Origin of the sequence: Bacteroides timonensis, from assembly GCF_000513195.1 — a bacterium.
Lineage (GTDB): Bacteria > Bacteroidota > Bacteroidia > Bacteroidales > Bacteroidaceae > Bacteroides > Bacteroides timonensis.
Genome location: NZ_CBVI010000023.1, coordinates 28,935 through 55,676 on the forward strand (window position 1 = coordinate 28,935; position 26,742 = coordinate 55,676).

Below are 26,742 nucleotides of genomic sequence, written 5' to 3' on the forward strand. Positions count from 1 at the left end.
ACAGGGGAACGCTCGTTACATGCCGAGGTAAAAGCCGTCACAATAAGAGGTAAAGGTCGTTACATCCAGCGGTAAATATCTTTTACATCTCAAAGAAAAATGATATAAACACAAAACATTGATTACCAGAATATTTATCAATTCTGTTCCGAATCCGCTCCTTTCAAAGGTTCCTTCCGATATGCCAATGGAGACACACCGTAAAAGTCCTTGAAGCAACGACTGAAATATCGGGGAGAAGCAAAGCCCAGTTGATAAGAAATCTCCGATATATTATATTGAGGTGCTTCCTGTAACAGCTTCAATGCCTCTTCCAACTTCAGTTTTAGGGTAAATTCATTAGGAGTAAGTCCAACCACCTCCTTTAGGCGGGTAAACATCTTACTACGCCCCATATTCAGTTCGGCAGCCAGCATGTTCATGTCAAAGTCCGGATTATCAAAGTTGCGTTTTATAATCCTTGTTGCTTTATCCAACAATTCCTGATCTGCTACATTCAGAATTCCTGTTTCCGGAATTGCCGTCACTTCAACCTGCGCCGCCTTATCAAGCAACTTCTTTCTGCTCTTCAATAGATTGCCACAACGAGTCAGAAGCAATTTCACGTTAAACGGTTTGGTGATATAATCATCCGCACCAAACATATATCCTTCTATCGTGCAATCTTCTGAAGTTTGTGCCGTGAGCAACACCACCGGCATATATGCCAGTTCCAGGCAGTTCTTTATCTTATAGCACATTTCTTTACCGGACATCACCGGCATCATCACATCACTGACTACAATATCCGGATGCCACTGTTGCGCCATTTCAAAACCCACCTGTCCATTGGTAGCCTTATACACCGTGTATGTGGGTGAAAAGATGTTTGCCAACATTTCCAGTACCTCTTCATCATCTTCTACAAGCAGCACGCGGGGCATTCCTGTTTTATCCTCTGCAATTTCCGTCTCATCTTTCTCCATCGTATCATTCAGCAATGCTATTTCATCCATAAGCATATCCTTATGATCAGAGTAAGACTTCACTGCTTTTTCATATTCCAACTCCTCTTGCGTAAACTGTACGTTCCCAATAGGCAAATATATCATGAAAATGCTACCCTCTCCCAATGTACTGTCCACTTTAATCTCTCCTTTATGGGCATCTACTATCCCTTTAATTAATGCCAGTCCGATACCGCTCCCCAACAGTCCTTTCCTGGAGTATTCGTCTCCTACCTGATAAAAACGCTCAAATATCTTCTGCTGTACATCCCGGGGAATTCCACAACCACTGTCAGCCACCGCAATTTCAACCATCCGTTGCTGTCGCCTGATAGAAACCTTTATCCCCTTTCCTTCCGGTGTATACTTAAACGCATTCGACAGCAAATTAAAGACTACCTTCTGCATCTGCACCGGATCAAACCACAAATCCACTTCCTCCTCCACATGTTCGAATGTATACTCCATATTCCTCTTATGGGCAAAGTCGGCAAACAGTTGATAAATGTCCCTCACGAAAGATATTACATCCACGCGCTCCACCTTCAATTTCATGAATCCCTGTTCCTGCTTCCTGAAATCCAACAACTCCGTTATCAGGAGACGCAGGTTGATCGCATTTTTATGTATTCCCCGCAAACGCTTGTTTACAATAGGAGCCAGCTTTTCCATTTGCAACAGCATCTCTACCTGCCCTATTATTAAAGTCAGCGGGGTACGGAACTCATGTGATATGTTCGTAAAGAAACGCAGTTTCATTTTGTTCACTTCTTCTATACGCTCTTTCTCATTCTTTTCTTCTGCCAAAGATAATGCCAGCAGTCTGCGAGCCATCTTTACCCTCCAGAAACTATAGACAATGCTCGCAATCACAAGGAAATATATAAGAAACGCCCAAACCGTGGCAAACCAAGGACTATGTATCGTAATGCCAAGCATTATTTCCTTAGGCTCCCCATTTTCCATTTTATTCCCGAAATCACGGACTTTCAATATATAATTGCCCGGAGCCAGGTTTGTGTAATTCACTCTTAACTGGTTCGTCAGCACCCAATCTTCATCAAAACCTTCCAGTTTATACTGGTATTCATCTTTTCCTTCCAACTCCACATAATTGGAATTGGAAAAATTAATCATTATATTGTTCTGATCCGCAGACAAATCCAAATGCCTTGTAAATGCCAATGCCTGAGACAACACTCCTAATCCGTCATCGGGTGAAACCTTCATATTATTGATATAAAGACTGGAAAAATAAAACTCGGACATCCCTCTCTCACTCGCCTGATACAAGTCTTTCTCTCTGAATGCAATCAACCCGTCTACCCCTCCTATATAAATCAGATCATCATCCGCCATCAAAATACCACCGCCTTCAGCTACTGCCGAAATACCTCCTTTAAGTCCCAATTCCATAGAATGGACCGAGTCACTAAGAGGAGAATAAATAGAAAAGCCTTCGTCTCCGGTAATCAGTATATTGTTCATATGCGTTTCTGCCAGGTTATAGCAAAAATCACTCAGCAAATGACTACTTTCTTTTGTATAATGTTCCCGATTTCCCGTATCATGATTATAAGAATACACGCCGTCTCCCAAAGTGGCTACATAAACCGTTCCATCAGAAGCCTCCATGATGCGGGTGATCCGGGCATTAGTGACAACACTCCCTTTCAGTTCAACACATTCCAATTGTTTCCAGTCACCTATCTTTATCCTGTAAAGTTTAAAATCCGCCGCCAGCCAGACATATCCCCGCGAGTCAATCTCAAACGTCAGAAAAAGGCGCTCCTTACTGAGCAACTGAAACTCATTCCTTTCCGGATTAATTCTCCAAAAGCCATTACGAGCAGTTACATACAACCACCCATCCTTAAATATAGAGTGATAAATAATATGGTTTGGCCCCTCTCCCGTCCGCTTGTAATGGTCAAAATAATGATAAAAACGATTCTGTTTTCTGTCATACCGGCTTATTCCACCAGTATATGTACCTATATATACCTGGTCGTTTTTTTTATCATAACTTATCGTTTTTATATTATTATGGTAAATAGAGTTCTTTCCGGAAGACGTGTAATAAGTAAAGGTTCCACTTGTCCTGACCAGCCTGTTCACACCTCCTCCATCAGTGCCAATCCACAGATTATGGTCTTTATCTTCGACCATCTGCCCCACAACAGGAAAATTTAAGCAATGATTGTTAGCGTTGTCATAAGGATAATACAGAAATACATCCTTCGACTGATTGAAATAATTAACGCCACCGTAATAAGTGCCTACCCATATAGTGCCTTGCCTGTCCTTATAAAGAGAAAAAACAGATTGATGTTCCAAAGATCCCGGATGATAATCAGGACGGTAGACACGATATGTATCCGCATAAGGATTATAAACCTGCAAGCCCTCAAAGGTTCCAAACCAGACATTCTGCCATTCATCTTCTACAAATCCTCTTATTTGCTGACTTACAACACGCTCTGAAGAGTATTCTTCCTTTGTAATCTTCCCATCTCTGCCTACTCTATACAACCCTTGCATGCGCGAAGCAATCCACAACTCTTTACGGCTACTTACAAATAACTTGAATATCTCAATATCGGGAAGCACACATTTTACTTCTTCTCCCTCCACTACATACAGCCCACTTGCCGCCCCTATCCAGATCTTCCCGCCTGACATTTCCATACACATGACAGAAGCCACATTCAACTTACGGTAAAAACATAATGAGTCCGCATCGGTATCATATTTGAATAAAGTGTCGCGAACAGTACACCAGACCTCTCCATCTAAAGTTGCCAGAGCCCCGACGCCAGCCGGGAGCAGCTCTTTAAACCTTTCCTTGCGAATGTCATACTTAATGAGAGCTCCGCTATTCAACATCAGAATATCACCATTTGAATCGCCTATAATCTGGTTAACCACCCCGTTGATGAGGTTCTTTCTTCGATGTTGACAATCTGTGATATCATAAGACTTATACTTGGAAATCTCTTTGCTATCGTAAACGTTCACTCCTTCATTCGTGCCAAACCACATACGTCCCAAAGTATCTTGATAGATAGCCAGTACCGAAGGGCTGGAAAGTCCGTCCTTCATTGTCAGTTTTTTAAAATATTGCCCATAAAATTCGGCAGGCGACAATATCAGAAAGAGCAGTAGCATGTATTTAAGTCGGTCCATAGTAATACAATTCTCAGGTTATATAATATAAATACGAGTTGTGTTTGCAAAAATATCTAAAAGAGTTCAAATACCAATAGGATATCCTACTCTATTTCATGCTACAGTATGCCAAATCTGTCCGTTTTTACGGCACATTTTGTCCATCCGCCTCTATCTGGAAAATATTGCCTGGAAGTAGTTCAAAAAACATATATCTTTGCTCCAGTCTCAAAACACATTAAATTAATTATTTTACTAACATTATGAAGAAACATTATCCGGCAATCGCCGCACTTCTAATCCTGTTCTTACTTACTTCCTCCATGCAGGCACAAAAGACGTTACCTGCCGATATGGAAATAGAACTGCACTATGGTGCCGACCGCTTAGGCAAACGTCCCGATCGGGCTATGCAGAAATTCAGAGAAAACCGCCTGGGAGCATTCATACACTGGGGCCTATACGCCATACCAGGAGGCGAATGGGAAGGCAAAGTATATAACGGAGCCGCCGAATGGCTTAAGTCGTGGGCCAAAGTTCCCGCTGACGAATGGCTGCAACTGATGCAGCAATGGAATCCTGAGAAATTCAATGCAAAAAGATGGGCACAAATGGCAAAAGAAATGGGAGTGAAATATGTAAAAATTACTACCAAACACCATGAGGGCTTCTGCCTGTGGCCAAGTCAGTTCACCAAGTACACAGTAGCCAACACGCCCTACAAGAAAGATATCTTGGGAGAACTGGTAAAAGCCTATAACGATGCAGGTATTGATGTCCATTTCTACTTCTCCGTAATGGACTGGAGCCATCCGGACTGGCGATACGACCTTAAAAACGAGGAAGATGAAAAAGCTTTCCAACGTTTTCTTACGTTCACGGACAATCAACTGAAAGAACTCGCCACGCGCTACCCCACCGTCAAAGACTTCTGGTTCGACGGAACCTGGGATGCAAGCATCAAGAAAAACGGCTGGTGGACTGCGCATGCCGAACGCATGCTGAAAAATCTCATCCCCGGCGTGACCGTCAACAGCCGTTTGCGCGCCGATGATTATGGCAAAAGACACTTCGACAGCAACGGACACCTGATGGGAGACTACGAATCGGCCTACGAACGCCGCTTACCCGATCCCGTAAAGGACCTGCAAGTAACGAAATGGGATTGGGAAGCCTGCATGACCATCCCCGAAAACCAATGGGGATACCACAAGGACTGGTCATTGAGCTACATCAAAAATCCGGTTGAGGTACTGGAACGCATTGTTCACGCTGTATCCATGGGAGGTAACATGGTAGTCAACTTCGGCCCCCAACCGGACGGAGACTTCCGTGCAGAAGAAAAAGAACTTGCCAAAGTTATCGGTAAATGGACAGCCCGGAACGGTGAGTGCATCTATGCCTGTGGCTACGCCAGCTGGGAGAAACAGGACTGGGGTTACTACACCGCCAAGGACCACCACGTCTACATGGTGGTATTCAATCGTCCCTACTCCGGACAGCTGACCGCCAAAACTCCAAAGGGAACCCAAATTATCAAGGCTTCCCTACTGAACGGAGAGAACATAAAAGTCACCGAAACAGCCCGCAATGAATATAATGTGAGTATACCCAAACATGAATTCAACGAGCCTTTTGTCATCAAACTTGAAATAAAGTCATCCGAAAGTACAACCAATAAATATCGTGAAGCACTCACCTAAAAAAAATAAAAATGAAACGTTTAATTATCTATTCCATCCTGTCCGTTGCAGCCTTGTGTTCCTATGGACAAAGCAATTTTAATAAAACGGAAATAAAATCTATCATGAAACGTGTGGCAGACTGGCAAATAGCCAATCCGGCAACAGGTGCGGAACATGACGACCTGAACTGGACCTATGCCGCACTGTACATGGGAATGATAGACTGGGCCGAATTGACCGAAAAAGAAGACGGTGACAGCCAATATTACAATTGGCTCCTAAAAATAGGCCGGCGAAATGCCTGGCAAATGGGAAAGTACATGTATCATGCAGACTTCATCGCTGTAGGACAAGTCTTCCTGGAAATGTATCAGAAATATAACGATCGCAATATGATGCTTCCTACCCTGGCACGCACGGAATTCGTCATCAACCATCCTTCGGCCAGCACACTTGAACTGGATTACAGGAATATGGCAAGCCTGGAACGCTGGTCATGGTGTGACGCACTGTTCATGGCTCCTCCCGTATATGCCAAAATGTATATGCTGACGAATGACTGGAAATATATCGAATTCATGAATCGGGAATACAAAGCAACTTACGATTACCTTTTTGACAAAGAAGAAGAGCTTTTCTACAGAGATCACCGCTACTTCAAACAGAAAGAGGCCAATGGTAAGAAAGTTTTCTGGGGACGCGGCAATGGCTGGGTGTTAGGCGGACTTTGTGAAATTCTCCAGACACTACCCCGAAATAACATGCACCGCCAATTCTACCAGGATCTCTTCATCACTCTGTCCAACCGCATCGTCCGGTTGCAGGGCAAGGACGGATATTGGCATGCAAGTCTGCTGGACCCCGACTCTTATCCTTCACCCGAAACAAGTGCCACCGGCTTCATTGTCTATGCACTGGCCTATGGTGTCAATGAAGGACTGCTGGACAAAACCGTCATGATGCCTGCCATCGAGAAAGGTTGGCAAGCCCTCGTCAAGGCAGTGGAGAAAGACGGCAAGCTGGGTTATGTACAACCCATTGGTGCAGATCCCAAGAAAGTAACTCGTGAAATGACGGAGGTCTATGGCGCAGGAGCGTTCCTGCTGGCCGGCAACCAGATTTATAAAATGGTTCCATAACTATGAGAAGACCGGTATTCATATTTCTATTATTTTGCCTTTGTGGCATCACCTCGCTGAAGGCACGCGACATCGTGCCTTTCAACGACAAGTGGTTTTTCAAGAAAGACTCACTCTCTACCGAAGTTACCATTCCACACACCTGGAATGCTACGGATATGCAAATAAAGGCAAAAGCCTTTTATGAAGGAAGCGCCAGTTACCGGAAAAGCTGTCTGTTTCCCGAATCCTGGAAAGGAAAACGCCTTTTCCTGCGCTTCGAAGGCGTAGGGAGTTGTGCGGAGGTATACGTCAACGGTAAACTCGCCGGAAGCCATAAGGGAGGATACTCCGCTTTTACATGCGAAATCCAAAACGAAATCAAATTCGGTGAAGAAAACGAAATCAAAGTGCTGGTGGACAACACGGCACGCCCTGACGTTGTCCCTGTCAATCACAATCTGTTCGGCATATACGGCGGTATCTATCGCCCGGTATGGCTCATCATCACTGATAGCTGTAACATTGCAGTAACCGATCATGCTTCATCGGGCGTATACATCTCACAAAAGAACGTATCGCGGCAATCAGCAGAAATCTCGGTAAAGGTAAAACTGGATAATAACGGGCTATATCCCGTTCCCGTAATTTTGGAGAATGTAATCTATGACGTCACAGGCAAACAGATTGCTGCTGAACGCCAATCATTCGACCTGCAATTCCAAGGAATGCAGGCACGTACCAGTCATTTCAAACTAAAACGACCGCACCTGTGGCAGGGACGGGAAGATCCTTATCTGTACAAGGTCACCTCCCGCCTGTATCAGAATGGAAAAGTAATTGATGAAATATCGCAACCGCTGGGACTGCGCAACTATGAAATAATCGCCGGAAAAGGTTTCTTCCTTAACGGGAAAAAGTATCCCATGTACGGCGTCGCCCGCCATCAGGACTGGTGGGAAACCGGTGCTGCTCTCAGCAACGAGCAACACGATACAGATCTGGCTTTCATCATGGATATTGGAGCCACCACCGTTCGCTTCGCCCATTATCAGCAGTCAGAGTACCTCTATTCACGCTGCGACAGCTTGGGGCTGATCATTTGGGCTGAAATACCATTCGTAAACCGCGTTACCGGCAAAGAGTGGGAAAATGCGCACAACCAACTGCGCGAATTGATCCGTCAAAGTTTCAACCACCCTTCCATCTACGTCTGGGGATTACACAATGAAGTTTATCACCCCCATGCCTATACGACACAACTTACCCGCTCCCTGCACGACCTGGCTAAGACGGAAGATCCCGGACGATACACTGTAGCCGTGAACGGCTATGGCCATGCCGAACATCCGGTAAACATGCAAGCTGACATCCAGGGCATGAACCGCTATTTCGGCTGGTATGAAAAGAAAATCCGGGATATTGATGCTTGGGTAGAACATTTGGAAACGGAATACCCCGAAATGAAACTAATGCTGACGGAGTACGGAGCCGATGCAAACCTCCAACATCAGACTGAGTTTCTGGGAGAATCGCTGAACTGGACTAAAGAGTTTTATCCCGAAACATTCCAGACCAAAACCCATGAATATCAGTGGGCAGTAATAGCAAAACACCCGTACATCATTGCCTCATACGTATGGAATATGTTCGACTTTGCCTGCCCGATGTGGGAACGCGGAGGGGTACCGGCACGCAACATGAAAGGCCTGGTTACCTTCGACCGTAAAACCCTAAAGGATTCTTATTTCTGGTACAAAGCCAACTGGAGTAAAAATCCCGTCCTCTATCTGACTCAAAGGAGAAACGACCAGCGAGAAACCCGAACCACCAGTGTCACAATATATTCCAACCTCGGCACCCCGAAAGTTTTCCTGAACGGGAAAGCATTGGACAACATCCGGAAAGGATATACGGCAGTACATTATATCATTGACAACGTGACACTGGCAAATGGGGAAAACAAGCTGCAAGCCGTCATTACAGACCGGAACGGAAAGGAATATGCCGACGAAATAATATGGCATTATCAAGGTGAACAACGCCGGAGCACCGATAACCGTGAAAACCGGAACGAACACTCCGGCTTCTGAATGGAGCCGCAAATGGACAATTATAGCATATAAAACAGATAAAATAATAAGGTCGGTATCAATTTACCGACCTATATTTGCCCCAACTTAAATAATACATTAAACCGAAAATAATATGAAGACCACAATCCGGCTTATAACATTAATTGTCATAGGGAGTCTGATGTCAGCAAAAGCCTATTCGGCCAGTTTTGCTCCAAACACTCCGGATCCCGATAACGAGTATGAAGCGTTAATGCAGAAAATCAGGCTTGACTTTGCCAAAAACCCTTCCATTGATAAAGATTTAAAGACCTACAACGAGGCTGACGGCTCATTCACAGATGTGGATTACGCCAGTATCGAACGAACCAACTGGCCGCCAATGAAACACATTGACCGTCTCTCCGACTTTGCTTTCGCCTATACCAATCCCCAAAACAAGTATTATAAAGACGAAAATCTGTTTACTAAAATTCAAAAAGGGCTGGAATACTGGCATGAACGCAACCCGTGGTGCCACAATTGGTGGTACAATCAAATAGCGGAACCTCAACGTCTGGGCATATTACTGATACAAATGCGTACAGGCGAGAAACAGCTTCCGGCAGAACTTGAAAAGAAGATTTTGGAACGAATAGAGCAGGATGGCGGACATCCTGCCAAATGGACAGGCGCCAATCGTACCGACATTGCACTGCACTGGATCTATCGGGCGTGTCTTTCTAAAAATGAAACCGACCTGAAAATTGCACTCGAAAACGCATACAGTCCCATAGTATATACCACCAAAGAAGGTTTTCAGCACGACAACAGCTACTTTCAGCATGGTGCACAACTCTATATCGGTGGCTATGGAGACGAAATTCTGAAAGGTGTCACCCAAATAGCCATGTATACCAAAGGAACCCAATATGCAATTCCTCAGGATAAACTGGCATTACTGAGCAGATTCATGCGTGAAACTTATTATGCCACCATGCGCGGACAATATATGCTGTTCGATGTATTGGGAAGAGGTGTAAGTCGTCCTGGAGTCACTAAAAAATCCCATACAGGCTTATTCGCCAAACGTATGATTGAACTTGATCCGGCTCACACCAATGAATACGAAGAAATCATCTCGCGCCTGAGTGGAAAACAGCCTGCTGACTATGCTTTGTCACCCAGGCATACCCACTATTTCCGTGGAGATTATACCTTACATATACGTCCTGCCTACACTTTTGATGTCCGGATGGTATCTACACGAACAGCTCGTTGCGAATATGGGAATGGAGAGAATCTGAAAACCTACTTCATGTCCGACGGATGCACCAACATAGTTACCGAAGGAAATGAATATGCCAATATCTTCCCGGTCTGGAACTGGACTCGCATCCCAGGAGTAACAGCCCCACAAGTCCCCCAAATACCTTTAGCAGCCAGTGACTGGCAAACACCCGGCACTTCTACTTTTGCCGGAGGAGTATCCGACAGCCTTTATGGAGCATCTGTCTATTCATACACTGATTCATACGCCGACATCAATACCAGCGCACGGAAAGCATGGTTTTTCTTCGATGAGGAGGTAGTATGTCTGGGGGCAGGTATCCACTCTACGTCTCAATATCCTGTGTATACAACGATAAACCAGTGCCTGTCCACTTCCGGAAAAGCTATATTACGCCACAAAAATAAACAGACTGAAATAGCACAGGGCAGCTTCAACTACACTTCTCCTGAGTGGATCCTTCACAATAAAATAGGGTACTTATTCCCAAATGGTGGAGATTTATTCGTATCCAACCAGCAGCAGACAGGAAGCTGGTATGATATCAATCACACTGCTCCCAAAGATAGTGTGCAAAAGGATGTCTTCACTATATGTTTTGACCATGGCAAACAACCATCAGATGAAACTTATGCTTACATTATCGTACCTGGCATGCAAACAGTCAATGAGGTAAAACAGTATCAGAAGAAAAAGAACATTGAAATTCTATCCAATACAGAAAAACTACAAGCAGTCAGAAGCTATAAATCAGATCTATTGCAAATGATATTTTACTGCGCAGGAGAGTTAACATACAAAGATTTAACAGTAAAGGCAGACAAAGCCTGCGCATTAATGGTAAAAATAAAGGATCAGAATGAAATAAAACTGCATATAGCAGATCCAGGGCAGACGCAATCTAATATAACCATAGACATCCGGATGCGAAAACAATCAAAAACAATCAATTGTGATTACCGGAACAGTGGCATTTATGCCGGATCTACCAAGGCCTTTGATATCGTCCTTTAGTCATATCACAATCAATTGACCTAACACAATATCCACTTTCCCCTAAAGTCTCAATCAGTTGAATAATCAATCTTGATTGAGACTTTTTTCATCTCACAAAAAAGAAGAGTGTATCAAAAATTCTTTTAATACACTCTTATCTTGAAAAGGTAAATTTCCTTATCTATTAATCAAATATTAAATAAAATCTAATATTATTTGAGACGATACAGCAACCAGGCACCCTGGAAATCCTTACGGTTGGAGTATTTAGACTTGAAAGCATCACGCGCATCAGCTGCAGAGGCTCTGTCGGCAAAAGTACTAACAATTACACGATACATTGCTGCATCCGGATTAAAGGCAATCACAGCGCTATAACCTTCCTTATCCAAGAAATCTTTCAGACTTTCGGCATTAGCCTTCACACTAAAGCTACCGCAAACCACACTGTAATCTTTCAAACCGCCCACGCCAGAAACTACTTCCACTTTTTCCTGACGTACACCGGCAGTTGCAACGGGCACACTTTCCACAACCTTCGCTTCAACCGGAGCACTCACTACTGGGGAAACTTCTACCGGTTCAGTAACCTGAGGTTCTGCCAGTTCTTGTTGTTTTGCTTTTTCATATGCTTTTTTATAAGCGCTTTCACTCGATTTACAAGAAGAGAATGCCAACGCAATGCACAATCCCATTCCTAAAAATGCTAATTTTTTCATAATCATATTGTTTTTGTTAGTAATTTCTATAATCTATCTATACTCAGTATCTGCGGAATATATAACGAACTCCCTCGTATTCCAAATGAAGGGCTGAAGAAGTCAATTCTTCCATTGTAAATGTCCGTTCTCCATTTTCCCACCCCATATAGAATGAATAGTTTTCGTCTTCCATACTTTGAGGCAGCAAAATAATAGAAATTTTATCTCCTTTCAAAGAATAATTTCCAAAAAACGTTTGATAGCTACCATTTTTCAGCAAACAAATGGCGGAAAAGCTACCTTTCTGGAAATTATAAAAGATGCTATCCTCCCGTTCAATAGAACCATCGGCATATTGATATTGCCTCAACTGCCACTTATCATCTAAATCGCCGTCAACATTACTACAAGCTACCAGCACAAGTACTATCAACCCGATAATCAGAAATATCTTTCTCTTTTCTATCTCCATGTAGCTAATATTCCGAATAATAGGACAAATGTACGTGGAACAATCAATCTAAAGGGCAGCATTATAGTTAAATTAAATTAATCACGTTTCTTTTCCTAACAGACAAAATCAGGTTCGAACCGTACTCGGGCATTACCTGAGCCGTACCTACTCCGTATCTATACGCTTAGAGTAGCTACGAAGCTAGTACGGACCTGATACGGAGCCAGTACGGAACAGATACGGAGCCAGTACATTCCGGACAGTTCTCGGATTAGTACCGAGTCCGGAACAGAAAAATAAATATTTCGAAAAAAAAGAAGTTAAGCGAACAACTTTATAAAGAAAAATGTTAGCTTTGTAGTATTAACTTCTATAAATAGAAAGGAGAACAATTATGAAAGGATTAAATGTACTTGTAGCTTTTCTGGGCGGTGCAGCAGTAGGTGCAGCCGTTGGTATTTTATTTGCTCCCGAAAAAGGAGAAGACACCCGCCATAAGATTGCGGAAATTCTCCGTAAAAAAGGAATTCGTCTGAACCGTAGCGAAATGGAAAATCTGGTAGACGAAATCGCAGCAGAAATTAAAGGCGAAGGAGCCGAATAAAACAAAACCTACAAAAAAACAGAGCCACTATGATGTTCGCAGACGACAGAAGTATTGAAAATCTCCAGCAATTATTCGTTGAGTTTAAGAAATATCTGAAACTTCAAAAAGAATATACCAAACTGGAAATAACCGAAAAACTCTCAATCCTGCTTTCCGCCTTGGTACTACTATCGGTGGTTATCATTCTTGGCATGGTGGCACTGTTTTATTTGTCATTTGCATTAGCTTATATATTAGACCCGCTTGTAGGCGGACTCATGGTAAGCTTCAGCATCATCGCAGCTTTTCACCTTCTGCTCGTTTTATTAGTAATCACTTTCCGCAAGAAACTCATCATCAATCCAATGGTGAACTTCATTGCCGGACTGTTTTTTGAGAATGATAATGAAAAATGATACCATCATGAATAATATGCCTGATTCCTCTTCCATGACTCTGGAAAGTATCGCGCTACGAAAAAAAGAATTACGGAAGAAATTGCATGTACAAAAAGAAATCATGACGGATACGGCAAGAGAACTGTTTGCCCCCCTTGCACCCACTGCCGACAAGGGCAATGCCATTATGCGCGCTTTCAATACGGGCATGGCTGTCTTTGACGGACTGATGCTGGGAGTAAAGATGATGAGAAAGGTCAGAAGCATGTTCGCCGCCAGAAGATAAACAGGCGTCATAAAGCAAAAAAAGCCGCGTTTTTCCATTGAGGGACGCGGCTTTTTTATTGATTCAATTCCAATGATCACAGGTAGGTTTCGAGCAACTTCACGCCACCGTCTTCCGGAACAATTGTAACTTCTTGAGTAACTGCAGGCAGCAATATCGTTTCACCTGCACGCACAGCAATCTCATTCTGGCTGTCGTCCGTGATACGGCATGCGCCCTCCACACAAATGAAAATCACAAATGAATCCAATTCAGAATAGTCACATGTAATTTCTTCTGTCATGTCATAGAGAGAAGTAGTGAAGTAAGGACTGGCAACCAATTCCACCGGTTCATTCTTCAGACGATCATATTCTGTACGGAAGTCATCCTGTACATCAGCAAAATTAATTGCCTCAGTAGCCTGAGTAGTGTGCAACTCGCGAGATTTGCCTTCCTTGTCTTTCCGGTTGTAATCGAAAATACGATAAGTGATATCCGAAGTCTGCTGAATTTCAGCAACAAAAGCACCGGCACCGATACCATGTACACGACCGGCAGGAACATAGAACACATCTCCCGGTTTTACATCGCACGTTTGCAACACTTCAGCAAAGGTTCCATTATAAACCCTTTCCTTATATTCTTTCGGAGTTATCTGCTCAGAAAAGCCGGAAATCAGTTTTGCCCCCTTATCTACCGATACCACATACCACATTTCATTCTTGCCGAAAGAATTGTGGCGTTTTCTCGCCAACTCATCTCCCGGATGTACCTGGATGGATAAATCCAACTTGGCATCAATGAATTTTATCAACAAGGGAAACTTTGTGCCAAAACGAGAGTAATTCACTTCACCGACAAGTTCATGACGGTATTTTCCCACCATCTCAGGGAGCGTAAGGCCTTTGTCAGGCCCATTAGCGACGACAGACTCGTTGTCTTCTACAGCCGAGATTTCCCAGCTTTCGCCTACTCCGGATAGCGTTTCATTCAATTGCTTGAAAGCAATAATCTTGTCGCCTCCCCAAAGCGTCTGCTTCAGAATAGGCTCAAATTTCAAAGGATACATTCGTAGTTTTTGTTAGAGCTTTAAATAAAAATGTTACATTTTTTTAGATTAACGCGACAAACATACAAAAAATATCAATTCGCCTCGTAAATGTTAAACGCTAAACTTTCCTAAAATGTTCTTCACATTTCAAGATAAACCCTTGGGAGTACGGAAGAATTTCTTTTTATTTGCAAGAAATTTAATTTTATACCATGGATATGATAAACACCGTGTCAACGGAAAGTAACTTGTCGGGTTTGAACAAGGAAGACTTTCAAAAAGATATAAATAACAAGAAGACTGATTTATTTATTCTTAAAAATGCTCAGGGAATGGAAGTTGCAGTAACTAACTACGGATGCGCTATCCTTTCCATTATGGTCCCCGACAAAAACGGGAAGTATGCTAACGTAATTCTGGGACATGACAGTATAGACCATGTAGTCAACAGCCCCGAACCTTTCCTCAACACTACTATCGGACGCTACGGAAACCGTATAGCCAAAGGAAAATTCACTCTTTATGGCGAAGAGCACAATCTGACAATCAACAACGGGCCAAATTCTTTGCACGGTGGACCCACAGGTTTCCACGCCAGAGTGTGGGATGCAGTCCAACCGGATCCGACGACTGTTGTATTCAACTATACATCCGCAGATGGCGAAGAGGGCTTTCCCGGTAATCTGGAAGTAGAAATGACCTATCGTCTGGAAGATGAAACCAATGCACTGGTTATTGAATACCGGGCTACTACAGACAAGGCAACTGTTGTCAACCTCACCAACCACGGCTTCTTCAATCTGGCAGGTATTGCCAATCCCACCCCTACGGTTCTGAACCACACCATTACTATCAACGCTGATCATTATACTCCCATTGACGAAGTGTCCATTCCGACAGGAGAAATCCTGAAAGTGGAAGGTACTCCTATGGATTTCCGTACACCGCACACTATCGGCGAACGCATTGATGATAAATTCCAGCAATTGATAAATGGCGCAGGCTATGATCATTGTTATGTACTGAATAAAAACGAGAGTGGTGAATTAAGCCTTGCCGCTACTTATACGGAACCGGAAAGCGGACGTACCATGGAAGTATATACCACAGAGAACGGAGTACAACTTTATACCGGAAACTGGCTGGGCGGCTTTGCCGGTGCTCACGGAGCTACTTTCCCGGCACGCAGTGCTGTTTGCTTTGAAGCACAATGCTTCCCCGACACACCTAACAAACCATATTTCCCATCGGCCGTATTGCTCCCGGACGATGAATACCAACAAGTAACTATTTACAAGTTCGGTGTACAAGAATGAATATAACTAACCTAATTTTATAACTAATTTAATTAATCAAAAGACCATGACACAACAAAAACAGAACGGTAATCTTGTCGCTATTATTACCATGTTCTTCATTTTTGCGATGATTTCCTTCGTTACAAATCTTGCCGCACCATTCGGTACGATTTGGAGAAACGAATATGCGGGTTCGAATACTTTAGGTATGATGGGAAATATGATGAACTTCCTGGCATATCTGTTTATGGGAATTCCTGCCGGTAACATGCTTGTTAAGATCGGTTACAAGAAGACCGCATTGATTGCAATGGCAGTAGGTTTCCTCGGTTTGTTCACGCAATACCTTTCCAGCTTATTCGGAGCAAATGCCGAAGTTTTCGCATTCGGCGAATATGTTATCAAATTAAATTTCGTTATCTATCTGCTTGGTGCATTCATCTGCGGTTTCTGTGTTTGTATGCTTAACACAGTGGTGAACCCGATGTTGAACCTTCTTGGTGGTGGTGGTAACAAAGGCAACCAGTTGATTCAAACAGGTGGAGCCCTTAATTCTTTGTCCGGTACATTGACTCCGCTTTTCGTAGGCGCTTTGATCGGTACAGTAACTTCCAAGACAGCTATGTCGGATGTTGCCCCTCTTCTCTTTGTTGCTATGGGTGTATTCGTAGCTGCATTCATTATTATTTCTTTTGTAGCTATTCCTGAGCCGCACCTTCAGAAGGGTGGAGCGAAGAAAGAGAAGTTCTCTCACAGCCCATGGAGCTTCCGTCACACAGTACTGGGTGTAATTGGTATCTTCATTTATGTAGGCATCGAAATCGGTATTCCGGGTACATTGAACTTCTATCTTGCCGACACAAGCGATAAAGGTGCCGGAATTATGATGAACGGTGCCGCTATCGGTGGTGCCATTGCCGCTATCTACTGGTTGTTGATGCTTGTAGGACGTACTGCCAGTAGTGCTATCAGCGGTAAGGTTTCCAGCCGTACACAGTTAATCGTTGTATCTGCCACTGCTATTGTTTTTGTATTGATTGCTATCTTCACTCCGAAAGATGTAACAGTTTCAATGCCCGGTTACACTGTAGGCGAAGGTTTTATGATGGCACAAGTACCCGTCAGCGCATTGTTCCTCGTTCTTTGCGGTCTTTGTACTTCTGTAATGTGGGGTGGCATCTTCAACCTTGCAGTAGAAGGGTTAGGTAAATATACGGCACAAGCATCCGGTATCTTCATGATGATGGTTGTTGGTGGTGGTGTATTGCCGTTGATCCAGCAAAGCATCTCTGACTCTGTAGGTTATATGGCCAGCTACTGGTTGATTATCGCAGCTCTTGCTTATCTGCTGTTCTACGGCTTGGTAGGTTGCAAAAATGTAAATAAAGATATCCCAGTAGAGGATTAACGCAATTAAAAGGTATAGGTAATTAATTTATTCACTTATAAATTTGAAAAGATTATGGATATAGAACACGTAAGAAGCCGTTTCATCAAGCATTTTGACGGAACGACAGGAGCAGTTTACGCTTCTCCAGGACGCATCAACCTCATTGGTGAGCATACAGACTATAACGGTGGTTTTGTATTCCCCGGAGCAATCGACAAAGGCATGATTGCTGAAATTAAACCGAATGGCACTGACATGGTAAGAGCTTATTCCATCGATTTGAAAGATTATGTAGAATTCGGTTTGAAGGAAGAAGATGTTCCCCGTGCAAGCTGGGCAAGATATATCTTCGGTGTATGCCGTGAGATGATTAAGCGTGGCGTTGATGTAAAGGGCTTCAATACAGCTTTTTCCGGGGATGTTCCCTTAGGTGCAGGTATGTCTTCATCTGCCGCTTTGGAGAGTACATATGCGTATGCGTTGAACGACCTGTTTGGCGACAATAAGATAGACAAGTTTGAACTGGCTAAAGTAGGTCAGGCTACCGAACATAACTATTGCGGTGTAAACTGCGGTATTATGGACCAGTTTGCTTCTGTATTTGGCAAGCAAGGCAGCCTTATCCGTCTGGACTGCCGTTCACTGGAGTACCAATACTTCCCGTTCGATCCGAAAGGCTATCGTCTGGTATTAGTAGATTCTGTAGTTAAGCATGAATTGGCTTCTTCAGCATACAACAAGCGTCGCCAAAGTTGCGAAGCTGCCGTTGCCGCTATCCAGAAGAAACATCCGCATGTAGAATTCCTGCGCGACTGTACCATGGAGATGCTACAAGAGTCAAAAGCTGAAATCAGCGAGGAAGACTTCATGCGTGCAGAATACGTAATCGAAGAAATCCAGCGCGTACTCGACGTTTGCGATGCTTTGGAAAGAGGTGACTACGAAACTGTAGGCCAGAAGATGTATGAGACCCATCATGGTATGAGCAAACTTTACGAAGTAAGTTGTGAAGAGCTCGATTTCCTGAATGATATTGCATTTGATTGCGGTGTAATAGGTTCTCGTGTAATGGGAGGCGGTTTCGGCGGTTGTACTATCAACTTGGTGAAAGATGAGCTGTATGATACATTCATCCAGAATGCCAAGGATAAGTTCAAAGAAAAATTCGGCAGGAGCCCTAAAGTTTATGATGTAGTCATCAGTGACGGTGCTCGCAGATTAGTTTAAAACTAAAACAGCCCAAACTTAAAAGGGCGTCTCCCCCATCACGGGGAGACGCCCTTATCTTTTTAGCCTTTTTAAATAAACTAATCAACTAACCTAATCTAACCTAACTTTATTCATTAATTTCATCCTTTCTTAAAAATGTAGACAACAAATGTATTGGGTTCGAGCTCTACATTCAATACCTGTCCGTCAATAGAAACCGGAGTTTCCTGAGGCTGGATAGCAGATGGCTGTTCAATCGTATTATCCTTATTGAGATCAGCTGAACGAAGCTTTATACAACGACCGTCAGACAATACATCTTGCTTCTTCAATCCTTCAAACTTCAATGATAAGGGCTGAGCTTTATCGGAAGTATTGGCTACTTTCACTATAATCTCTTTTTTATCCTTATCATAAACAGCGCTTGCAAACAAGCCATTCTGTCCCTCAGTACCTGCTACAGGCTTTTTATCCATAGTAAGGGAAAGTACGTTGGTACCTTTATGGTGTCCGTAGAGTTGCTGAACATAGTAACTTACAGTACGTACCGAGTTCAGATTATCAAACCAGATCATATCCGGACGCCATTGCCATCCTTCCACATGAGCAAACAGAGGAGCATAAGTAGCCATGTGCACAATATCGGCATTACGTTCCAATCCCGTCATAAAAGCAGCTTCAAGCAAGGCAGCATTGAAATGGTTCCACTTCTTACCTTTACCATGACAAGCATATTCACCGGCGAATACTTTCGGACCTTTACGGTCATAGTTATCATAACGTGTTCCCTGGTTCAAGAACCAGTTCTCAGGACGATAGAAATGTTCATCCACCAGATCCACTTTCAGACGCTTCATTTCCGGCCATAAATATTCAAACTGTTTTCCTTCAGAATCAGGTCCCGAACTTCCGATAATCTTGATATCGGGATAAGCTTTACGGATAGCTTTGATAAATGGTTCGAGATGTGCGGGATATTCCGGTCCCCATTGTTCGTTACCAATACCAATGAACTTCAGATTGAACGGTGCAGGGTGTCCCATATCTGCACGAAGTTTTCCCCACTTTGTTGTAACATCTCCATTAGCAAACTCTATCAGGTCGAGAGCATCCTGAACATAACTATCCAAATCACATACGGCCACATGTGCCTCTGCTTCTGAATTCTGAAATTGACAGGCAAGACCGCAACTCAATACAGGCAATGGTTCTGCTCCTATTTCTTCCGAAAGCTGGAAGAATTCATAGAATCCCAATCCATAGCTTTGGAAATAGTCGGGATAGAAACGGTGCGGGAAAGTATATTCCCAACGATTCTCATTCAGGGGACGATTCTCTACAGGACCTACTGATTTTTTCCAGTCATAACGTGTAGCCAAATCTGTTCCTTCAACGATACATCCGCCGGGGAAACGGAAAACACCCGGTTTGATATCTGCTAAGGCCTGTGCCAAATCTTTACGTAAACCATTCTCGTGTCCTTTCCAGGTATCGACCGGGAAAAGAGAAACGTGCTCCAAATCAACAGTACCTTTTGATGCAAGGAAAATACGAAGAGTTGCCTTCGGATCTGTAATACCGGGCTTCAGAATAACCTGATACTTTTTCCATTCTTTCGAATCAATAGTCAATGTTTCTGTGGCAAAAGCATGATGTTCGCCCATAGATTTGGTATTCACCAGCTCTACACGGATTTTTTCTACCGTCCCTCCTTTTGGCAAGCGTGCCCATACAGAAAAGCGATACTCTTCACCGGCTTTAACACCAATACCGAAGAAGCCTTCATTGTCAAGTCCGGTGTGCTTATGAGGATGTCCCGGATCAGACAGACGAACATAGTGAGGGTTCCTTTCAAAAGGGCCATCATCCTGCAAGGTAACATTACCAAAGGTCTTCCATCCCATTAAATTCTGCGGGAGTTCAAACGAACGGTTCTTTACAAGTTCAGCATATAAGCCACCGTCGGCAGCATAGTTTATATCCTCAAAGAACAGCCCATACATAGTGGGTTGAATTTCGGCACCTAATTTTTTGGTCTGTATCACAAACTCATTGGTTTGTGCCTGAAGCGACATTCCTGCTGTAAGAGCCAGAGCCGCCAATAATCCTGTGTATCTTTTCATGGTTTCAAAATAAAAATTATAATTGATTATTTAATCCTTTTTCCCCAGACGGAACGTCCCCGGCTATCCAGACCGGTAAAGAGAACTGTTTCCGTTTCATTTTCCCAATCATGTCCGGCAAATACGATCAAGTCTTTTATATCTTCTCCATCAAGTGTCAACCGCAGAGATTGCTTTGCATCTGTAAAATTCCAGGTTCCTTTATTCTCTCCTAGTTTTCCATCTTTCTCTAAATGTAACAGATGAGACATGTTCCATTCTTCATCTTGCAGCTCACCCTCACCCCACAATATTTGTCCCGCTTCTAACTTACGTTCATACAAAGGTTCCTGTACACGGATAATCTCCCACTCACCAGCTAAGTCTGCAGCGGAGAACTTCCGTGATTTACTACCGGCATAGCGTTCGGGAGATACAACAGGCCAACCCTCTTCTGTAAAAAACACCTGACGTATATGAAGATCCATCATCTGATTGTGCGGAGACAAACGACCTTGATGAGCCATAAAATACTGTCCATCGTCTGAAGTAAACACCGCACAATGCGCTGTTCCGGCCCAGCCCGGGTGATTCTGGAAGCGATAAGGAGCGGTCAGTATCGGAAAGTTATTGGTAGTATCTTTCAATTCCTTACCAAAGTAATCAACGAAAGGTCCTTCCGCTTTGTCCGAACGTCCGACACGCACATTGTAAGTCGTCATCAGCGGATCGTAGGAAACAAACAGGAAATATTCTTTTAAATCAGGATTATAAATAATCTCAGGCGCTTCCAGATTATCCTTCTTGTAATTGGCACGGCGAGCTACCAAATGTCCTCTATCCCCTTCTGCCAAAGGAAGTCCGGTTTCAGGATTCAGTTCCACGCAATACAAACCGCCGAAGTATGAGCCGTAGTGCATCCACCACTTACCGCTTGAAGGGTCTACAGTGATGCTGGGATCAATGGCATTCATGGCTGTCATATCGTCTGTTTTGACCACACAACCCGTCAATGCCCAGGGACCTTCGGGAGAATCAGACTCCGCCAGCCCTATATAAGAGGTCTTCCGCCCGAAAGCCGACACACAATAATAGAGTCTGTACTTATTATTATAAGGAATAATGTAAGGAGCCCAGATATTCGTTGCTCCATGCCCTCCGGCATGAGAGCGCACCCACTCCACCGCCTCTTGAGGAATTTCAGGAAGCACCCAACCGAGGAACTCCCAATTCACCAAGTCTTTGGAACGCCGCATTTGTATAAATCCCAAGGGAACTCCCTTTTCTTTTGCTTCTTTACGGTTTTCACGGAAAATGGCATCCGTGGAATACATGTAGTAATAATCGCCTATTTTACGGCAAGACGGATCATGTACATTGTAAGTTCCCCACGAACGGTAATTCTCCATAGAAGAGAGCGAAGAATAATCATCCGCCCACGGATTGGGCGAAGCGGTAGGAGTAAACACAGGAGGAGTGCAAGCAGCAAAGAAGCCGCTCGTCAGCAAAATAGCTATGCGTAGCAAGTTTCTCATAATATCAACAGATTATAAATTCTGTTGCAAAAATACGCCCGGGCTGGTATGGGAAGGTGGACAAACGAATATTTGAGGTGGACATACGGACATTACAGGTGGATATTCCACCTATCGTTAAAAAAGGCATTGTCTCATTTTTGCAATTTACAGATAATCTCCTAACTTTGCTTTGGATAATACAAAACAATATGAAAAAACACATCTTTCTATACCTTATTATATATAGCTGCCTCATTATGTCCGGTTCTTTACAGGCGCAAGAACGCTTCACCGAGCGATACAACGTCTCTTATATCACGATGGACGACGGACTACCCCACAACTTTATCGATGATATTTATAAAGACACCCGTGGTTTCCTCTGGATATCCACTGCCGGCGGCGGACTTTCCCGGTATGACGGCTACGAATTCATCCACTTCAATCCCAACACTTTCCACTGCAAACTCAAAAGCAATTTCATACGTAATGTGTACGAAGACACTTTCCAACGCCTGTGGGTTGTATCCGAAGGTGGCACAGATATCATTGACCTGTCTACCCTGCAACCCATCGTCCCCAATGATCCTAAAGGTCTACTGGCGGAATTAATCAAACAACCCGCCTATAGCGTCATGCGAGATTCACAGGATTGCATTTGGCTGCAATGTGACAATGCGCTTCACCGGATAACTTTTGACGCAAAAGGCAGTGTAGAAACCTTATCTAGCCTGGAACTACCGGCATTGCACGAGCCGGACCTTATTTTAAAAGATATCGACGAAGACGGAAAGATATGGACCGGCATCAACGGTACAATCTATAAAATCAGCCCGCCCCCCCGAGGGAAAGTTAGAAAAAGCCTCCTTATCAGAACGCCTGACCTTCTGGCCGGAACTCTACTTCAAAGACATGCTGGCAAAGGAAAATGAAGTATGGATAGCCACCCATATAGGGCTGTATCGTTACAACAGAAACAGCAATGCAGTAAAGCTATACGAAAACAATCCCAATGATCCCCATTCCTTGTCGCAAAATTACCTGACCAGCCTTGCCATTTCCAACGACAAGCAACTGATCGCAGGTACTCTTCGCGGGGTTAATATCTATAATCCTATTACAGACGATTTTGAACGCTTCACCCATAGCTCAACCGGCAACGGCCAGCTGAATAGCAATTTCATCAATTGCATCAAAGTAGACGGACAGCATATCTGGTTCGGTACGGAAACCGGCGGCATCAACAAGCTAACTCCCAAACGCTTGTCCATACACAATTACCAACATGACCGGGATAATCCCTCCAGCTTATCTTATAACCCGGTAAATGCTATCTACGAAGATAAAAACGGCAGCTTGTGGGTAGGTACCGTAGAGGGTGGTTTGAACCGTAAAGAACAAGGTAAAGAAGAATTCGTCCATTATAAATGGGAACGCGGCGAATTGAGCCATAACTCAGTGAGCTGCTTTGCCGCTGACAACAGAGACCGCCTATGGGTAGGCACTTGGGGAGGAGGTATCAACATCCTGGATGCAAAGACTCCCCGGCGTCCTTTGCAAGTGATTCATACACATCCAGACACCGGTTTCCCCTTGTTCTTTGTTGCAGTACTTATTTATGACCCTGTCAACAACGGAATGTGGATAGGCACTAACCGGGGGCTCTTTTTCTATGATCTGGAAACCCAAAAGTTCATTTCTCCTTTCGCGAACAATGCGGCGGAAAATGTTCGCGGCTGCCTCGGAGCTGTCATCGACAAGGAAGATAAATTATGGATAGGAAGCACGGAAGGTGTATATATCATAGACCTGCGCTCCCCGAAGTCGGATAAAAGAGAATTCCAATACCGGCATCTGAATTATAAGTTGGACGATCCCCAGTCTAAACTTGTAGAGAAAATCAGTTGTTTTTGCAAAGCGGAAGATGGAACATTATGGTTGGGAAGCAACGGGTATGGCATATACAAACGAGTAGTCGATGAACAAGGCAGAGAGAAATTTATTTCCCACACCACGTCCCATGGATTAATCAACAATAACGTACGAAGCATAGAGGAAGACATCAACGGCAATCTCTGGATAGGAACCAACAATGGACTTTCCTGCTATCACCCCACCGAGAACCGTTTTACCAATTACACCAAACAAGACGGGTTGCCGGACGCCCAGTTCTATTGGAACGCCTCATTCCGTTCTTCAGACGGCACTCTCTACTTCGGCAACGTAGCGGGGCTTACAGCTATTGAAAGTAATCTTCCCGCTACCTTTGTCCAACCCGCCAACGTACGCTTTACCCGGTTGAGGATAGGAAACGAAGAAATTCTTCCGGGCAGTAAATACTTGTCCCAAGATATTGCCGTTACCCAAGAGATCGAACTTCATGAAAAAGAGAAATCTTTCTCCCTGGAATTCTCCGCTTTGAATTTTGAGCCATGCAATACGGCTACTTACAGTTACCGCCTTCTCGGATTTGAAAACAAATGGGTACAAGTTCCCGGCAACCGGCGATTTGCAAGCTATACAAACTTACGTCCGGGCAACTATACCTTACAGGTGAAATACGCCACCGACGGAGGAGAGGGAACAGAGAAAATCACTGAACTGAAGATCACTATCCTACCCTATTTCTATAAAACTACCTGGTTCATATTGATGCTGGTCGTCCTCGCCTCATTAGCCGTATGGCAATTTTACCAATGGCGCATACGGAACTTCAAACGCCAGAGAGAATTGCTGCACCGCACCGTAGAGGAACGCACATACCAATTGGAACAGAAAAAGCAACAATTAGAGCACCAGACCGAAGAGCTTTCACGCCAGAACAAGATGCTGACCCAGCAGAATGAAAAGATCACCCGGCAGAAAGCACAGTTGAGCCGCATGGCACACAAAGTTCAAGAACTGACATTGGACAAGATCGCTTTCTTTACCAATATTACGCACGAATTCCGCACGCCCATAACCTTGATTATCGGCCCCATCGAACGTGCTTTGAAACTTAGCTATAATCCGCAAGTCATAGAACAGCTGAACTTTGTGGAGCGCAACTCCAAATACCTGCTATCCCTCATCAATCAGTTGATGGATTTCCGGAAAGTGGAGTCCGGCAAACTGAATATCGCCAAGACGAAAGGCAACTTCATGAAGTTTATAAGTACGCTGCTCACTCCGTTTGAAGTGTTTGCCGGAGAACGGAACATCTCCATAAAATGCTATTTCCACATGCCGAATCCCGAAATCATGTATGACGAGGAAGCCATGCACAAGGTCATCACCAACCTGATAAGCAACGCTATTAAATTCACCCCCAATGGTGGAAGCATATCCGTATATATAGCCACTCTGCCTGCTAAAAGAGATAAAGGAGAAGCACTCTACATCTGTGTCAGCGACACCGGAACCGGCATTTCAGATCAGGATATAGCACAAATATTCAATCGCTTCTACCAGTCAAAGAAGCAAATGAAATATCCTGTATACGGGCAAACCGGCACAGGCATCGGGCTGTACCTCTGCAAACGTATCGTTACGATGCACGATGGAGAGATCAGTGTCCGCAACAACCCCACTTCCGGTTGTTCTTTCCGCATCTTGCTGCCGCTAACGAAAGAAGAGAGCATAAACGACCATATAATCATTGAAAACAACATATCGGCCTTATCAACTACAGACGAGAATTTGCCGAAAGAAAAAGCGGCACTCAACATTTTGGTGGTAGAAGACAATGCTGACATGAGAGGATATATCCGTTCCATTCTCCGTGATTACTATAATGTGCTTGAAGCCGGCAACGGTGCAGAAGCCCTTGAGGTGCTGAACAGCCAGCCTGTAGATTTCATAATCAGCGACCTGATGATGCCCGTAATGGACGGCATAGAACTATCGCGCCGAGTCAAAGAAACATTTGCCATCTCGCATATACCTTTCCTGATGCTGACTGCCAAGACATCCCCGGAAGCCCGGTTGGAAAGTTACCGCACGGGGGTGGACGAATATTTGCTAAAGCCTTTCGACGAAACCCTGTTATTAGCCCGTATCGAGAACATCCTGGACAACCGCAGACGCTATCAACGGAAATTCAAGACAAACATGGATGTGGAAGCATTGAATATAGAGGAAGAATCCGGAGACAAAAAGTTTATCAACCAGGTTATGGAGGTCGTAAAAGAACACTATAAAAACCCTTACTTCGAAGTAAGCGATTTCTGTGAAGCCGTAGGAGTAAGCAAAAGCCTGCTGAACAAAAAGCTGCAAAGTCTCATCGGGCAATCCGCCGGACAATTTATCCGCAATTACAGACTTAATACCGCCCGGGAACTGATTCTCAAAAACCGGGAGAGCAAACAGATGAATATTGCAGAAATAGCGTATGAGGTTGGTTTCAATGACCCCAAGTATTTCGCCCGCTGTTTCAGCAAGCAGTTTAATACGACGCCAAGCGCATTGCTGAATGAAGAAGAGTAAGGTCGC

Annotated in this window: 16 protein-coding genes and 1 pseudogene; 11 read left to right on the plus strand and 6 right to left on the minus strand. The window is 43.9% G+C overall.

Features of this window, described 5'->3' with window-relative positions:
- Positions 1 to 137: 137 nt before the first annotated feature.
- On the minus strand, positions 138 to 4,172 hold the full coding sequence (locus tag BN161_RS06410; RefSeq protein WP_052356192.1) for a hybrid sensor histidine kinase/response regulator transcription factor: 4,035 nt from the start codon (positions 4,170 to 4,172) through the stop codon (positions 138 to 140).
- 245 nt (positions 4,173 to 4,417) lie between these two features.
- Here BN161_RS06410 and BN161_RS06415 point away from each other — a divergent pair, with 245 nt between their 5' ends.
- The 4 genes from BN161_RS06415 (at position 4,418) to BN161_RS06430 (ending at position 11,316) form a co-directional block, all read left to right on the plus strand.
- Complete coding sequence (locus BN161_RS06415) at positions 4,418 to 5,857, plus strand: alpha-L-fucosidase (RefSeq protein WP_081743646.1); 1,440 nt, start codon at positions 4,418 to 4,420, stop codon at positions 5,855 to 5,857.
- 11 nt (positions 5,858 to 5,868) lie between these two features.
- Complete coding sequence (locus BN161_RS06420; protein WP_044264061.1) at positions 5,869 to 6,978, plus strand: glycoside hydrolase family 88/105 protein; 1,110 nt, start codon at positions 5,869 to 5,871, stop codon at positions 6,976 to 6,978.
- 2 nt (positions 6,979 to 6,980) lie between these two features.
- Positions 6,981 to 9,050 (plus strand): glycoside hydrolase family 2 protein, encoded by a 2,070-nt coding sequence (locus tag BN161_RS06425; protein ID WP_044264063.1) that lies wholly within the window; start codon positions 6,981 to 6,983, stop codon positions 9,048 to 9,050.
- Between the two features lie 115 nt (positions 9,051 to 9,165).
- Positions 9,166 to 11,316: a polysaccharide lyase 8 family protein gene (locus BN161_RS06430; protein ID WP_044264065.1), complete on the plus strand. Its 2,151-nt coding sequence runs from the start codon at positions 9,166 to 9,168 to the stop codon at positions 11,314 to 11,316.
- Between the two features lie 194 nt (positions 11,317 to 11,510).
- Here BN161_RS06430 and BN161_RS06435 read toward each other — a convergent pair whose 3' ends face one another.
- Both BN161_RS06435 and BN161_RS06440 read right to left on the minus strand, forming a co-directional pair.
- On the minus strand, positions 11,511 to 12,017 hold the full coding sequence (locus tag BN161_RS06435) for an SPOR domain-containing protein (protein WP_044264190.1): 507 nt from the start codon (positions 12,015 to 12,017) through the stop codon (positions 11,511 to 11,513).
- A gap of 43 nt (positions 12,018 to 12,060) precedes the next feature.
- Positions 12,061 to 12,471 carry a lipocalin-like domain-containing protein gene (locus tag BN161_RS06440; RefSeq protein ID WP_044264068.1) on the minus strand — a complete coding sequence of 137 codons (411 nt, stop codon included), beginning with the start codon at positions 12,469 to 12,471 and terminating at the stop codon, positions 12,061 to 12,063.
- Between the two features lie 376 nt (positions 12,472 to 12,847).
- Here BN161_RS06440 and BN161_RS06445 point away from each other — a divergent pair, with 376 nt between their 5' ends.
- Genes BN161_RS06445 through BN161_RS06455 form a run of 3 tightly spaced genes read left to right on the plus strand, consistent with a single transcriptional unit; the run spans position 12,848 to position 13,723 of the window.
- Positions 12,848 to 13,057, plus strand: coding sequence for a YtxH domain-containing protein (locus tag BN161_RS06445; RefSeq protein WP_007214520.1), 210 nt, complete (start codon positions 12,848 to 12,850; stop codon positions 13,055 to 13,057).
- Between the two features lie 32 nt (positions 13,058 to 13,089).
- The gene (locus BN161_RS06450) at positions 13,090 to 13,455 is read left to right on the plus strand and encodes a phage holin family protein (protein ID WP_025726505.1); all 366 of its coding nucleotides are present in this window, start codon (positions 13,090 to 13,092) and stop codon (positions 13,453 to 13,455) included.
- Between the two features lie 7 nt (positions 13,456 to 13,462).
- Positions 13,463 to 13,723 carry a hypothetical protein gene (locus BN161_RS06455; protein ID WP_167332505.1) on the plus strand — a complete coding sequence of 87 codons (261 nt, stop codon included), beginning with the start codon at positions 13,463 to 13,465 and terminating at the stop codon, positions 13,721 to 13,723.
- A 76-nt stretch (positions 13,724 to 13,799) separates the two neighbouring features.
- On the opposite strand, the gene BN161_RS06460 is transcribed toward BN161_RS06455, so the two are convergent.
- Positions 13,800 to 14,774, minus strand: a complete 975-nt coding sequence (locus BN161_RS06460; RefSeq protein WP_044264072.1) for a type I phosphomannose isomerase catalytic subunit — start codon at positions 14,772 to 14,774, stop codon at positions 13,800 to 13,802.
- A gap of 200 nt (positions 14,775 to 14,974) precedes the next feature.
- Between BN161_RS06460 and BN161_RS06465 the strand changes: the two genes are divergently transcribed.
- Genes BN161_RS06465 through galK form a run of 3 tightly spaced genes read left to right on the plus strand, consistent with a single transcriptional unit; the run spans position 14,975 to position 18,671 of the window.
- Positions 14,975 to 16,072: an aldose epimerase family protein gene (locus BN161_RS06465; RefSeq protein ID WP_044264193.1), complete on the plus strand. Its 1,098-nt coding sequence runs from the start codon at positions 14,975 to 14,977 to the stop codon at positions 16,070 to 16,072.
- A gap of 46 nt (positions 16,073 to 16,118) precedes the next feature.
- Positions 16,119 to 17,462 carry an MFS transporter gene (locus tag BN161_RS06470; RefSeq protein ID WP_044264075.1) on the plus strand — a complete coding sequence of 448 codons (1,344 nt, stop codon included), beginning with the start codon at positions 16,119 to 16,121 and terminating at the stop codon, positions 17,460 to 17,462.
- A gap of 54 nt (positions 17,463 to 17,516) precedes the next feature.
- A complete protein-coding gene (gene galK, locus BN161_RS06475; RefSeq protein WP_044264078.1) occupies positions 17,517 to 18,671 on the plus strand; it encodes a galactokinase in 1,155 nt (384 codons plus the stop codon).
- A 122-nt stretch (positions 18,672 to 18,793) separates the two neighbouring features.
- On the opposite strand, the gene BN161_RS06480 is transcribed toward galK, so the two are convergent.
- Together BN161_RS06480 and BN161_RS06485 are read right to left on the minus strand one after the other, a co-directional pair.
- The gene (locus tag BN161_RS06480; RefSeq protein ID WP_044264081.1) at positions 18,794 to 20,776 is read right to left on the minus strand and encodes an alpha-L-arabinofuranosidase C-terminal domain-containing protein; all 1,983 of its coding nucleotides are present in this window, start codon (positions 20,774 to 20,776) and stop codon (positions 18,794 to 18,796) included.
- A 26-nt stretch (positions 20,777 to 20,802) separates the two neighbouring features.
- Positions 20,803 to 22,290 carry an arabinan endo-1,5-alpha-L-arabinosidase gene (locus tag BN161_RS06485; protein WP_044264084.1) on the minus strand — a complete coding sequence of 496 codons (1,488 nt, stop codon included), beginning with the start codon at positions 22,288 to 22,290 and terminating at the stop codon, positions 20,803 to 20,805.
- A gap of 191 nt (positions 22,291 to 22,481) precedes the next feature.
- Here BN161_RS06485 and BN161_RS06490 point away from each other — a divergent pair.
- Positions 22,482 to 26,736 (plus strand): annotated as a pseudogene (locus BN161_RS06490) (two-component regulator propeller domain-containing protein).
- Positions 26,737 to 26,742 lie beyond the last annotated feature (6 nt).

Coding starts and splice junctions, on each gene's coding strand:
- BN161_RS06435 (WP_044264190.1), bottom strand. CDS start 12,017: ATGAAAAAATTAGCATTTTTAGGAATGGGATTGTGCATTGCGTTGGCA.
- BN161_RS06430 (WP_044264065.1), top strand. CDS start 9,166: ATGAAGACCACAATCCGGCTTATAACATTAATTGTCATAGGGAGTCTG.
- BN161_RS06425 (WP_044264063.1), top strand. CDS start 6,981: ATGAGAAGACCGGTATTCATATTTCTATTATTTTGCCTTTGTGGCATC.
- BN161_RS06420 (WP_044264061.1), top strand. CDS start 5,869: ATGAAACGTTTAATTATCTATTCCATCCTGTCCGTTGCAGCCTTGTGT.
- BN161_RS06455 (WP_167332505.1), top strand. CDS start 13,463: ATGAATAATATGCCTGATTCCTCTTCCATGACTCTGGAAAGTATCGCG.
- BN161_RS06440 (WP_044264068.1), bottom strand. CDS start 12,471: ATGGAGATAGAAAAGAGAAAGATATTTCTGATTATCGGGTTGATAGTA.
- BN161_RS06485 (WP_044264084.1), bottom strand. CDS start 22,290: ATGAGAAACTTGCTACGCATAGCTATTTTGCTGACGAGCGGCTTCTTT.
- BN161_RS06450 (WP_025726505.1), top strand. CDS start 13,090: ATGTTCGCAGACGACAGAAGTATTGAAAATCTCCAGCAATTATTCGTT.
- BN161_RS06460 (WP_044264072.1), bottom strand. CDS start 14,774: ATGTATCCTTTGAAATTTGAGCCTATTCTGAAGCAGACGCTTTGGGGA.
- BN161_RS06410 (WP_052356192.1), bottom strand. CDS start 4,172: ATGGACCGACTTAAATACATGCTACTGCTCTTTCTGATATTGTCGCCT.
- galK (WP_044264078.1), top strand. CDS start 17,517: ATGGATATAGAACACGTAAGAAGCCGTTTCATCAAGCATTTTGACGGA.
- BN161_RS06480 (WP_044264081.1), bottom strand. CDS start 20,776: ATGAAAAGATACACAGGATTATTGGCGGCTCTGGCTCTTACAGCAGGA.
- BN161_RS06465 (WP_044264193.1), top strand. CDS start 14,975: ATGATAAACACCGTGTCAACGGAAAGTAACTTGTCGGGTTTGAACAAG.
- BN161_RS06415 (WP_081743646.1), top strand. CDS start 4,418: ATGAAGAAACATTATCCGGCAATCGCCGCACTTCTAATCCTGTTCTTA.
- BN161_RS06445 (WP_007214520.1), top strand. CDS start 12,848: ATGAAAGGATTAAATGTACTTGTAGCTTTTCTGGGCGGTGCAGCAGTA.
- BN161_RS06470 (WP_044264075.1), top strand. CDS start 16,119: ATGACACAACAAAAACAGAACGGTAATCTTGTCGCTATTATTACCATG.